Annotated in this window: 12 protein-coding genes; all 12 read left to right on the plus strand. The window is 71.5% G+C overall.

The window, feature by feature from the left end; all coding sequences use genetic code 11:
• Positions 1-942, plus strand: a 942-nt coding sequence (locus tag QNJ12_RS21315) for a hypothetical protein (RefSeq protein WP_300625788.1), incomplete at its 5' end; no start/stop codon positions are given.
• 32 nt (positions 943-974) lie between these two features.
• Complete coding sequence (locus tag QNJ12_RS21320; RefSeq protein ID WP_300625790.1) at positions 975-2582, plus strand: nickel-dependent hydrogenase large subunit; 1608 nt, start codon at positions 975-977, stop codon at positions 2580-2582.
• 6 nt (positions 2583-2588) lie between these two features.
• Positions 2589-3113 (plus strand): hydrogenase maturation protease, encoded by a 525-nt coding sequence (locus QNJ12_RS21325; RefSeq protein WP_300625792.1) that lies wholly within the window; start codon positions 2589-2591, stop codon positions 3111-3113.
• A complete protein-coding gene (locus tag QNJ12_RS21330; RefSeq protein ID WP_300625794.1) occupies positions 3110-3400 on the plus strand; it encodes a hypothetical protein in 291 nt (96 codons plus the stop codon). Before QNJ12_RS21325 ends, QNJ12_RS21330 begins: the two co-directional genes overlap by 4 nt.
• Positions 3384-3614 carry a hypothetical protein gene (locus tag QNJ12_RS21335; RefSeq protein WP_300625795.1) on the plus strand — a complete coding sequence of 77 codons (231 nt, stop codon included), beginning with the start codon at positions 3384-3386 and terminating at the stop codon, positions 3612-3614. The genes QNJ12_RS21330 and QNJ12_RS21335 overlap by 17 nt, the downstream gene beginning before the upstream one ends.
• An 18-nt stretch (positions 3615-3632) precedes the next feature.
• Entirely contained in the window at positions 3633-4877 is a 1245-nt protein-coding gene (locus tag QNJ12_RS21340; protein WP_367281833.1) for a hypothetical protein, read from the plus strand.
• Positions 4874-5758: a NifU family protein gene (locus tag QNJ12_RS21345; protein WP_300625797.1), complete on the plus strand. Its 885-nt coding sequence runs from the start codon at positions 4874-4876 to the stop codon at positions 5756-5758. The genes QNJ12_RS21340 and QNJ12_RS21345 overlap by 4 nt, the downstream gene beginning before the upstream one ends.
• On the plus strand, positions 5751-6938 hold the full coding sequence (locus QNJ12_RS21350) for an NHL repeat-containing protein (RefSeq protein WP_300625798.1): 1188 nt from the start codon (positions 5751-5753) through the stop codon (positions 6936-6938). Before QNJ12_RS21345 ends, QNJ12_RS21350 begins: the two co-directional genes overlap by 8 nt.
• A 2-nt stretch (positions 6939-6940) precedes the next feature.
• Positions 6941-9226 (plus strand): carbamoyltransferase HypF, encoded by a 2286-nt coding sequence (gene hypF / locus QNJ12_RS21355; protein WP_300625800.1) that lies wholly within the window; start codon positions 6941-6943, stop codon positions 9224-9226.
• 1 nt (position 9227) lies between these two features.
• A complete protein-coding gene (locus tag QNJ12_RS21360; RefSeq protein ID WP_367281832.1) occupies positions 9228-9494 on the plus strand; it encodes a HypC/HybG/HupF family hydrogenase formation chaperone in 267 nt (88 codons plus the stop codon).
• A complete protein-coding gene (hypD, locus tag QNJ12_RS21365; protein WP_300625803.1) occupies positions 9491-10594 on the plus strand; it encodes a hydrogenase formation protein HypD in 1104 nt (367 codons plus the stop codon). Before QNJ12_RS21360 ends, hypD begins: the two co-directional genes overlap by 4 nt.
• Positions 10587-11604, plus strand: a 1018-nt coding sequence (hypE, locus tag QNJ12_RS21370) for a hydrogenase expression/formation protein HypE (protein ID WP_300625804.1), incomplete at its 3' end; no start/stop codon positions are given. The genes hypD and hypE, both read left to right, overlap by 8 nt.

Below are 11604 nucleotides of genomic sequence, written 5' to 3' on the forward strand. Positions count from 1 at the left end.
GCGTGCAGCGGCAACACCATGTCGTTCCTCAACGCCGACGAACCGAACGTCGTCGACCTGATCGTCGACTTCGGGCTCGACATCATCTGGCATCCGTCGCTCGGCATGGAGCTCGGCGAGAACGCCCAGAAGATCTTCCGCGAGTGCGCCAGCGGCGAGCGCGAGATGGACATCTTCGTGATGGAGGGCACGGTCATCGAGGGCCCCGACGGCTCGGGCCGGTACAACATCTTCGCCGACCGCCCGATGAAGGACTGGGTGACCGAACTGGCCGCCCAGGCCTCGATCGTCGTCGCGATCGGCGACTGCGCCTGCTGGGGTGGCATCCCGGCCACCGAGCCGAACCCGACCGACTCGACCGGGATGCAGTTCCACAAGCGTGAGAAGGGCGGTTTCCTCGGCGCCGACTTCGTGTCGAAGGCAGGCCTGCCGGTCATCAACATCCCCGGCTGCCCCGCCCACCCCGACTGGATCACCCAGATCCTCGTCGCCCTCGCGACCGGTCGCACGGCCGACATCGCACTCGACGACCTGCACCGCCCACAGACGTTCTTCAAGACGTTCACGCAGACGGGCTGCACACGGGTGCAGTTCTTCGAGTATAAGCAGTCGACGCTGTCGTTCGGCGAGGGCACCCGCACCGGATGCTTGTTCTACGAGTTCGGATGCCGCGGGCCGATGACGCACTCGCCGTGCAACCGGATCCTGTGGAACCGGCAGAGCTCCAAGACCCGGGCCGGCATGCCGTGCCTCGGCTGCACCGAGCCCGAGTTCCCGTTCATGGAGCTGGCGCCCGGCACGGTGTTCAAGACCCAGAAGGTCAACGGCGTCATCCCGAAGGAAGTGCCCGAGGGTACCGACCACCTCACGTACATGGCGCACGCCGCGGCCGCCAAGGTCGCCGCGCCCGAGTGGTCGAAGGAAGACATGTTCGTCGTCTGACGGACCGACGAGGAACGAGGAGAACCACCCACATGAGCACCATCGATCTCAACGTCAGTCCGCTCGGCCGTGTCGAGGGCGACCTCGACGTGCGCGTCACCATCGACGACGGCGTCGTGTCGTCGGCGTGGACGACCGCCGGCATGTTCCGCGGCTTCGAGATGATCCTGAAGGGCAAGGACCCCCAGGCCGGCCTGATCGTCACGCCCCGCATCTGCGGGATCTGCGGCGGCAGCCACCTCTACAAGTCGGCGTACGCACTCGACACCGCCTGGGCGACCCACATGCCGCACAACGCGACGTTGATTCGCAACATCGCACAGGCGGCCGAGACGCTGCAGTCGATCCCGCGCTACTTCTACGCGCTGTTCGCGATCGACCTGACGAACAAGAAGTACGCGAACTCGCCGCTCTACGACGAGGCCGTACGCCGCTTCGCCCCGTACGTGGGGACGAGCTACCAGAAGGGCGTCGTCCTCTCGCAGAAGCCCGTCGAGGTGTACGCGATGTTCGGCGGCCAGTGGCCGCACTCGAGCTTCATGATCCCCGGCGGCGTGATGTGCGCGCCGACGCTCGCCGAGGTCAGCCGCTCGATCGCGATCCTCGAGAACTGGAATCGCGCCTGGCTGGAAGGCGACTGGCTCGGCTGCTCCGTCGATCGCTGGCTCGAGAACAAGACGTGGGACGACGTGCTCGCCTGGGTCGACGAGAACGAGGCCCAGCACGACTCCGACTGCGGCTTCTTCATCCGGTACTGCATGGACGTCGGGCTCGACCAGTACGGCGCCGGCGTCGGCAACTACCTGGCCACCGGCACGTACTTCGAGCCGTCGCTCTACGAGCACCCGACCGTCGAGGGACGCAACGCCGCGCTGATCAACCGCTCGGGCATCTATGCCAACGGCGAGTTCAGCGAATTCGACCATCTGCGCGTCGCCGAGGACACCGCCCACTCGTTCTACGAGGGCGGCGGCCTGCTCCACCCGTGGGAGGGCCGCACCGTGCCGGTCGACCCCGCCGACGGCCGCAAGCAGGACAAGTACTCGTGGGCCAAGTCGCCCCGCTACGACGTACCGGGTCACGGGCACGTGCCGCTCGAGGTCGGCCCGCTCGCCCGTCGTGTCGCGGCCGCCGCGCCCGACGCCGCCGACCACCAGGACGACGACCCGCTGTTCCTCGACATCTTGAACCGGATCGGCCCGTCGGTCATGGTCCGCCAGCTCGGCCGCATGCACGAGGGCCCGAAGTACTACCGCTGGGCCCGGCAGTGGCTCGACCAACTCGACCTGTCCGAGAGCTTCTACACCAAGCCCGTCGAGCACGAGTCGGGCAAGGGCTTCGGGTCGACCGAGGCGGCACGCGGCGCGCTCAGCGACTGGATCGTCGTCGAGGACGGCAAGATCGAGAACTACCAGGTCGTGACGCCCACGGCGTGGAACATCGGTCCCCGCGACTCCGAGGGCGTGCTCGGCCCGATGGAGCAGGCGTTCATCGGCTCGCCGATCGCCGACACCTCCGACCCCGTCGAGCTCGGCCACGTCGCACGCAGCTTCGACTCGTGCCTGGTGTGCACCGTCCACGCGTACGACGGCAGGACCGGCAAGGAGCTGTCGACGTTCGTGGTCAACGGGATGGTGTAGACGGCGGTGACGCCCGACGAGGCTCGCCTCCTCGCCCTCGACGAGTCCCTGAGCGCCCACCCGAGCGGTCAGACGGTCGTCGTCGGTTGCGGCAACCTGTTGCGCGGGGACGACGCGGTCGGCCCGACGCTCGTGCGCCACCTCTGGGAGCGCGGCGTGCCCGACGACGTCACGCTCGTCGACGGCGGCACGGCCGGCATGGACGTCGCGTTCAAGCTGCGCGGCGCCCGGCGGGTGATCCTGGTCGACGCGTCGCTGACGGGCGTCGCACCGGGGACGGTCTACCGCGTGCCCGGCGCGGAGCTCGAGGACCTGCCGCCGCTCGACGGGCTCCACACCCACGCGTTCCGCTGGGACCACGCGCTGTCGTTCGGGCGCTGGCTGCTCGGCGACGAGTTCCCCGACGACATCACGGTGTTCCTGATCGAAGCCGGGCAGACCGAACCCGGCGCGCCGCTGTCGCCGGCCGTCGAGTCGGCGATGGGCTCCGTCATGACGATGATCGCCGCGTCGTGGGAGGATGCGGCATGAGCGTCCAGGTCACGTTCACCGGCGACGGCTCGCTGCGCCTCGGCGCCGAGGTCGCCGAGCGCTTCTTCCCGAGCGACTCGCTGGTCGCGGTCCCACGCGGCGACGAGCTGTGGCTGATGCCGCTCGTCGGTCCGGAGGGCGGGGGCCTCCTGCTCAAGCAGCGCAACCCCGACGGCGACCGTTCGACGCTGATCTGGGAGGCGCTGCCCGACGACGACCCGCCGGTCGGCGACCGCGACGCGGTCTGGGACGACGCCCGCGGAGCGCTCCGTGTCGCCCTCCGATGAGCAGCCCGATCACTTCGCCGGCCCGCCGCTCGGGGTCGACACCGTCGTCCGGTTCGAACGCGGCCGATGGGTGGTCGACATCGCCGTCACCTTCCCCGAGGGCGTCGTCCGCCGCACCGTCAACGACTACGCGACCGAACGCGAGGCGACGATCGCCGCGAACTGGATCCGGCGGGGCGCGGACCGCGACATCGACGGCCCGGTCAACGGCTGAGAGGACGACGACGTGACCATGACGAACGACCCGGCGACCGGCGTGCTCGTTCGCCCCCAACCCGTCGGCGTGTTCCCGCTCCCGGCCGGCTACCTCGTGATCCCCGACGGCCACGACGACGTCCGGGCGTCGCTCGTCGAGGGCAAGCTGCCTGCCGAGTGGCCCGACGAGCTGCGCTTCTACGCGATCGCCCTCGACGGCGACCCGGTCGCGGCAGCGGCGGCGCTCACGGGCGACGACCTGGTCGCTCGCGCCAACCGTCTGGTGCTCGAACCCAGCCGTACGTCGTACGAGGCGCTCGCCGCCGACGCGGCCGCGGCAGGCGACGCAGCCTTCGTCGTCCACGTCGACACGATCGCGTTCGCGCTCGGCCTCCGCCCCGCCCCGCCCGATCCGTCCGACACGGACGGCGAGTTCTCGGCGATGGCCGCGGCCGCCCATGCCACGGCAGCGCTCGAGCGGGGCGACACGGCGGCCGCCATCGAGCACCTCGAGGCCGCCGCCCAGTCCGCCCACGACACGTCGGTGCCGCTGGCCGGCCAGCTGATGGGCCAGCTCGCCAACACCCAGCTCGACGAGGGCGGGGTCCAGCGGGCGTCGGTGACGTTCCAGGCGGCGCTCGATGCGATGGCGGGCACCGACCTCCACCTGACCAGTGCCGAGCTGCACGTCGCGGCCGGCGCGATGTACCAGGAGATGTCCGAGGCCGCACCGCGGCTGATGCAGCAGGCGATCAACCACTACCACCAAGCCCTCGCTCTCGTGCGCCGTGACGACGCACCCGAGACGTGGGCGATCGCCAACGCCAACCTCGGTCTCGCCTACCTCATGATGCCGATGCAGGAGGCCTCCGACCTGCTCCGCACCGGCGTCGCGGTCCAGTCGATGCGGGACGCGCTCACCCACTTCACCCCCGAGACCCACCCCGATCGCTGGTCGAGCACGCAGCTCAACCTCGCGAACGCGCTCGTCTACATGCCGTCGAAGCACCAGGCCGACAACATCGCCGAGGCGGTCGAGCTGTACGAGGCCGTGCTCGAGCACCGCAGCCGCGGCAGCGACCCGCAGGGCCGGGCGCGGGTGCTCGCCAACCAGGGTAACGCGCTCGCCCACCTCGGGATGTTCGACCAGGCGAAGGCGAGGCTGCACGAGGCGCGGGCGATCTTCGAGGAGTTCGGCGAGGACGAGGCGGTCCGGAGCGTGCGCGGCGTGCTCGACGAGATCGCCAAGCAGGAGTCGCTGGTTCGTCAGGACCGACCGTGACGATCGAAGCCGAGCGGACCGCCAGCGCTCCGGGGGCCGCGGAGGTCGCCGGGCCCGGCTTCGACGACCTCGCGGCGGGCGTCGACGCCGCGCTCGGGCGCGTCGTCGAGCTCGACGGCGACGCACGTGACGTCGCCGACGAGCTCCGGGCGGCGATCGAGGCCTTCCACCGGCCGGCTCTCGTGCACATCGTCCGCACGCTGCGTGACGACCCCCGCGGCAAGGAGCTGCTGTTCGAGCTCGTCGACGACCCCGCCGTGCGAGCCGTCCTCGGCCTCCACGGGATCATCCGGCCGGACCCGACGACCCGCGCCGAGCGCGCCCTCACCACGGTCCGGCCGTACCTGCAGTCCCACGGCGGCGACGTCGAGCTGGTCGCCGTCGAGGGATCGGTCGCCACGGTACGGCTCCACGGCAGCTGCAACGGCTGCTCGATGTCGGCGGTCACCCTGCGCGAGGTGGTCAGCGAGGCGCTTGTCGGGCAGGTCGACGAGGTGACCGAGCTCGCGGTCGTCGACGACGAGCCGACCGCGGCGTTCATCCCGCTCGAGTCGGTCGGCATCAAGCGCGACGCCGGATGGCGCGAGGCGGGCGACGCCGCTGCGATCGTCCCCGACACGATCGTGCGGATCGATCTCGAAGGGACGAGCCTGATCGCCGTGAACGTCGACGGACGCATCGCGGTGTACCGCAACGAGTGCCCGCACCAGGGTCGCACCCTCGACGGCGGTGACTGCTCCGACGGTGTGCTGCGATGCCCGTGGCACGGGTTCACGTTCGACGCCGCCGGCGGCGAGTGCCTGTCCGCGCCGGGCGCCCAGCTCACGCAGGTGCCGACGCGCATCGACGACGGCGTGATCTGGGTTCGCGTCGATGCCTGACGTGTCGACGTCGGTCCGTGTCTCGACCGGCTGGAGCGCGCCGGCGCCGACGGGCGCCGATCACACCGGCGGCGCGCGCCCGGCCGCCTGGTTGGGTGCTCCGGCCAGCGGCGGGCTGGCACTCCCCGCCGCCGACCCGAGCGCGGCGCAGCTGTACGCACCGCGCGGCGTCTGGCTCGACGATGACCACCTGATCGTCGCCGACACCGGCAACCACCGCGTGCTGATCTGGCACGACCCGCGTCCGCCATCGCACGCCGACGCCGACGTGGTGCTCGGCCAGCCGGACTTCACCACCGAGGGCGCCCAGGCCGGCGGGCGCGGACCCGAGGCGGGGATGCGGCTGCCCACCGGGATGCTGGTGCACGACGGCCGGCTCGTGATCGCCGACGCGTGGAACCATCGCCTGCTGATCTGGGACGAGGTCCCCCAGCGCTCGGACACCGCCCCTGATCACGTGATCGGTCAGCCCGACGCGGCGTCCGTCGACGAGAACCGGGGCGGACCGTGCGGGCCGCTCGGCTTCTACTGGCCGTTCGGGATCGCCGTCATCGACGGGCGGTTCTGGGTCGCCGACACGGGCAACCGACGCGTGCTCGCCTGGGACGCGATCCCCGAACCGGGTCAGGCGCCGTCGGTCGTGCTCGGTCAGCCCGACGCCCGATCACGCGACGAGAACCGCGGTGAGGTCGGCCCGCGCAGCTTCCGATGGCCGCACGGCCTCGCGGGCGACGGCGGGCGCCTGTTCGTCGCCGACGCCGGGAACCATCGGCTCCTCGCCTGGCACGCTGCACCTCGCGGCGACGTCGACGCCGACCTCGTGTTCGGGCAGCCCGACTTCGTCGAGCACGGCGAATTCCCGTACCAGCCCCAGTCCGCGACCGCCTTGCGGTTCCCCTACGCGATCGACATCCCGCACCGCGACGGCGACGCCGAGCCGTCCATGGTCGTCGCCGACACCGCGAACAACCGGGTGCTCGTCTGGGACTCGGTGCCGCCGGCGTCGAACACGCCCGCCGACCGGGTCCTCGGTCAGGCGGACTTCACCACCAACGGCGAGAACCGCTGGGACGCTGTGCTCGACGACACGTTCTGCTGGCCGTACGGGGTGTGCGCGCACCGTGGCCGTGTCGCAGTCGCCGACTCGGGCAACAACCGGGTCACCGTCTGGGAGCTGTAACGATGGTGTTCGTGGTCGAGGCGTTCACGGTGACCGGCATCGTGCAGGGGGTCGGGTTCCGGCCGTTCGTGTACCGGCTGGCGACGCAGCTCGGCCTCGACGGCGAGGTCGGCAACGACGCGGTCAGCGTGTTCGTCACCGTGGCCGGGCCGCCCGACCGGCTCGACGAGTTCGAGCGCCGGCTGTGCGACGACGCGCCGCCGCTGGCCTCGATCGAATCGATCTCGCGCCGGCCGCTCGATGACGGGCGCATCCAGGCCGGGCACGGCTTCCGCATCGTCCCCAGCCGGTCGGCGGACGGCGAGCGCACGCTCGTCCCGCCCGACACCGCCGTCTGCGACGACTGCCTCGCCGAGCTGTTCGACCCGGACGACCGGCGGTACCGGCACCCGTTCGTCACCTGCACGAACTGCGGCCCGCGGTTCACGATCGTCCGCTCGCTGCCCTACGACCGGCCGGCCACCACGATGGCCGCTTTCGAGATGTGCGCGGCGTGTGCCGAGGAGTACGCCGATCCGGGCGACCGCCGCTACCACGCGCAGCCGATCGCCTGCCACGACTGCGGCCCGACGCTGTCGTGCACGGTGCCGGGCGAACCGATCGCAGCGACCGCCTCGGCACTGGACCGGGGCGACGTGGCTGCAGTCAAGGGGCTCGGCGGCTTCCACCTGATGTGCGACGCGACGTCGGACGCTGCGGTGCGCCGCCTGCGCGATCGCAAGGACCGGCCCGACAAGCCGTTCGCGATCATGGTCGCCGACCTCGACGCCGCCCGGCAGGTTGCGGAGGTGAGCGATGCCGAGGCCGACCTGCTCGCGTCACCAGCGCGCCCGATCGTGCTGCTGCGGACCCGCGACGACAGCGGGCTCACGCGGCTCGTCGCACCCGGCAACCCGCTCGTCGGCGTCATGTTGCCCTACACCCCGATCCACCATCTGCTGTTCGCCGAGGGACTGGGCCCGCTCGTGTGCACCAGCGGCAACCGGGGCGGCGAACCGATCGTGCACCGCGACGAGGACGTCGACGAGGTCCTCGCGCCGCTCGCGGACGTGGCCCTCACCCACGACCGGCCGATCGAGGTGCCGTGCGACGACTCGGTGGTCAGAGTCGTCGGCGACCGCCTCCTGCCGGTGCGGCGCGCCCGCGGCTACGCACCGGTGCCGGTCGCGCTCGACGGTGCCCGCCGCGCCGTGCTCGCCGTCGGCGGCGAGATGAAGAGCACGTGCTGCGTCGCGTCGCACCAGCACGCCTGGGTCAGCCAGCACATCGGCGAGCAGGGCACGCTGGCCACCCTCGACGCGTTCGAGGCGGTGGCGGCGCAGTTCACCCGGTTGTACGACGTCGAGCCCGACGTGATCGCCGTCGACGCTCACCCCGCCTACGCCACGTCTCGGTGGGGTCGGCGGCGGGCCGGGGGCCGTGTGATCGAGGTGCAGCACCACCACGCCCACGTCGCCGCCGTGATGGCCGAGCACGGCGTCGCCCCCGGCACCGCGGTGCTCGGGATCGCGTTCGACGGCACCGGCTACGGCACCGACGGGGCGATCTGGGGCGGCGAGGTGCTGCTCGCGACGGCGTCCGGCTTCGAGCGGGCGGCCCACCTCGCGCCCGTCCAGCTCCCGGGCGGCGACGCCGCGATCGCGAACCCGTACCGCGTCGCCCTCGCCCATCTCCACGCCGCCGGCATCGACCGGCGTGAGGACCTCGCGCCCGTGGCCGAGCTCCGTTCCGATGGCGACGCCGCACGAGTGCTCGCCCGGCAACTCGAGACCGGCTTCTCGTGCGTGCCGACGACCAGCATGGGGCGGCTCTTCGACGCTGTCGCGTCGCTGATCGGCCTCCGGCACCGCATCAGCTACGAGGCGCAGGCCGCGATCGAGCTCGAGATCGCTGCGGCGACCGCCGGGCCGACCGACCGCCGCTATCGGTTCACCCTCGCCGGCGGTGCGGACGGACCCGTGGTCGCCGATCCTGCGCCCGTGATCCGTGCGATCGTCGACGATCTCTCGTGCGGCATCGACACGGCCACCGTGGCCGCCGCGTTCCATGTCGCCGTCGTCGAGCTCGTCGCCGAGCTCGTGGCCCACCTGCGCGACCGCGCCGACGCCGTGGCGCTCACCGGTGGCGTCTTCCAGAACGCGCTGCTCACCCGGTGGTGCCTCGATCGGCTCGGAGAGGACGGCGTGCACGCCTTGACGCACCACCGCGTCCCGCCCAACGATGGGGGCCTGGCGCTCGGCCAGGCGTACATCGCCGCCCACACACCCGACCCGAGCATGGAGGTCTGACATGTGCTTGGCAGTTCCCGGTCGCATCGTCGACACGCGCGAGGAGCGCGGCACGACGATGGGGACGATCGACTTCGACGGTGTCCGCAAGGACATCTGCCTCGCGTACCTGCCCGACATCGAGGTCGGCGAGTACGCGATCGTTCACGCCGGGTTCGCCATCTCGCGCGTCGACGAGGAGTCGGCCCTCGAGACGTTGCGGATGCTGGAGGAGCTGAACGTGCTCGACGACGAGCTCGGTGTCACCGGCGGCGTGGTCGAGCCGTGAAGTACCTCGACGAGTTCAACGACCCGGTCCTCGCCCGGAAGCTGTTCGACGAGATCGCCGACGTCGCGACGCGGCCGTGGGCGATCATGGAGGTCTGCGGCGGGCAGACGCACTCGATCATCCGCAACGGCATCGACCAGTTGTTGCCCGACACGATCGAGCTGATCCACGGCCCGGGGTGCCCGGTGTGCGTGACGCCGCTCGGCATGATCGACAAGGCGCTGGCGATCGCATCCCGCGACGACGTGATCTTCTGCTCGTTCGGCGACATGTTGCGGGTGCCGGGTTCCGGCCGCGACCTGTTCAGCGTCAAGTCCGAGGGCGGAGACGTGCGCGTCGTGTACTCCCCCCTCGACGCCGTGCGGCTCGCCGAGGAGCACCCCGACCGTCAGGTCGTCTTCTTCGCGATCGGTTTCGAGACGACGGCGCCGCCGAACGCGATGGCCGTGCACCTCGCCCAGCAGCGCGGCCTGACCAACTTCTCGGTCCTCGTCAGCCACGTGCTCGTACCGCCGGCGATCTCGGCCATCGCGTCGTCGCCGACCAGCCGGGTCGACGCCTTCCTCGCCGCCGGACACGTCTGCTCGGTGATGGGCACGCACGAGTACGGGCCGCTCGTCGAGCGGTTCGGGCTGCCGATCGTCGTCACCGGGTTCGAGCCGCTCGACGTGCTCGACGGCATCCGGCGAGCCGTCGTGCAGCTCGAGGCCGGCGAGGCGCGCCTCGAGAACGCCTACGAACGGGTCGTCACCGCCGAGGGCAACGTGGCGGCCCAGCAGATGCTCGGCGACGTGTTCGAGGTGTGCGACCGGCAGTGGCGCGGCATCGGCGAGATCCCCGCCAGCGGCTGGCGGCTCAGGCCCGAGCTCGCCGCGTTCGACGCGGAGGCGAAGTTCGACGTCACCGGCGTCGATGCACCCGAATCGTCGGTGTGCCGCGCGGGCGAGGTGCTCCAGGGCCTGATCAAGCCCCACGAGTGCGAGGCGTTCGGCACCGCCTGCACGCCGCGCACGCCGCTCGGGGCGACGATGGTCTCCGGTGAGGGTGCCTGCGCCGCCTACTACCAGTACCGGCGTCTCGAGGTCGTCGCGGGTGACTGACGACGGCGGCTCGGACGTCGACCTCGAGGGCTGGTCCTGCCCGCTGCCGCTCCGTCACACCGAGCGGATCGTGATGGGCCACGGCGGCGGCGGCCGCATGTCGGCCGAGCTGGTCGAGCACCTGTTCCGGCCGGCGTTCGGTACCACCGGCGAGCTGCACGACGCAGCGACGATCGACCTCGGCGCCGCGGGAAACGGCGCCGGCCGGCTGGCCTTCTCGACCGACTCGTACGTCGTCCAGCCGCTGTTCTTCCCCGGTGGCTGCATCGGCGACCTCGCCGTCAACGGCACGATCAACGACGTGGCGATGAGCGGGGCGCGCCCGATCGCGCTCAGCTGCGGGTTCGTCGTCGCCGAGGGCACCGAGCTCGCCACGCTGGGCCGGATCGCCGAGGCGATGGGTGCCGCGGCGAGCGTGGCCGGGGTGCCGCTCGTCACCGGCGACACGAAGGTGATCGACGCCGTGACGGGTGACGGCGTGTACGTCAACACCGCCGGGATCGGCGTCATCCCCGAGGGCGTCGACATCCGCCCGACGCGAGCCGCGCCGGGTGACATCATCATCGTCTCGGGCCCGATCGGCGAGCACGGGATCGCCGTGATGTCGCAGCGCGAGGGGCTCGAGTTCGGCACCGAGGTCTGCTCCGATTCGCAAGCACTCGCCGGGCTCGTCGGCGGCATGCTCGCCGCCTGCCCCGACCTGCACGTGCTGCGCGACCCGACGAGGGGCGGGCTGACCGCGACCCTGTGCGAGATCGCGACCGCCGCCCAGGTCGGCGTCGAGTACGAGGAGGCGCTGGTGCCGGTCCCCGATGCGGTGGCGGCAGCCTGCTCGTTCCTCGGTCTCGACCCGATGGACATCGCCAACGAGGGCAAGCTGGCGGTGTTCGTCGCCGAGCAGGACGCCGATGCCGTCCTATCGGCGATGCACGCTCACCCCGCGGGCGCCGGCGCCACCGTGATCGGTCGGGTCGTCGCGGTGACGATGCCGGGGTGGTCGTCGACGACCC

Source organism: Ilumatobacter sp. (assembly GCF_030065885.1).
Taxonomy (GTDB): Bacteria; Actinomycetota; Acidimicrobiia; order Acidimicrobiales; family Ilumatobacteraceae; genus Ilumatobacter.

Bases quoted from the DNA above. Each gene is read 5' to 3' on its own strand.
- QNJ12_RS21320 (WP_300625790.1), top strand. From the start codon at position 975: ATGAGCACCATCGATCTCAACGTCAGTCCGCTCGGCCGTGTCGAGGGC.
- QNJ12_RS21330 (WP_300625794.1), top strand. From the start codon at position 3,110: ATGAGCGTCCAGGTCACGTTCACCGGCGACGGCTCGCTGCGCCTCGGC.
- QNJ12_RS21340 (WP_367281833.1), top strand. From the start codon at position 3,633: ATGACGAACGACCCGGCGACCGGCGTGCTCGTTCGCCCCCAACCCGTC.
- QNJ12_RS21350 (WP_300625798.1), top strand. From the start codon at position 5,751: ATGCCTGACGTGTCGACGTCGGTCCGTGTCTCGACCGGCTGGAGCGCG.
- hypF (WP_300625800.1), top strand. From the start codon at position 6,941: ATGGTGTTCGTGGTCGAGGCGTTCACGGTGACCGGCATCGTGCAGGGG.
- QNJ12_RS21360 (WP_367281832.1), top strand. From the start codon at position 9,228: ATGTGCTTGGCAGTTCCCGGTCGCATCGTCGACACGCGCGAGGAGCGC.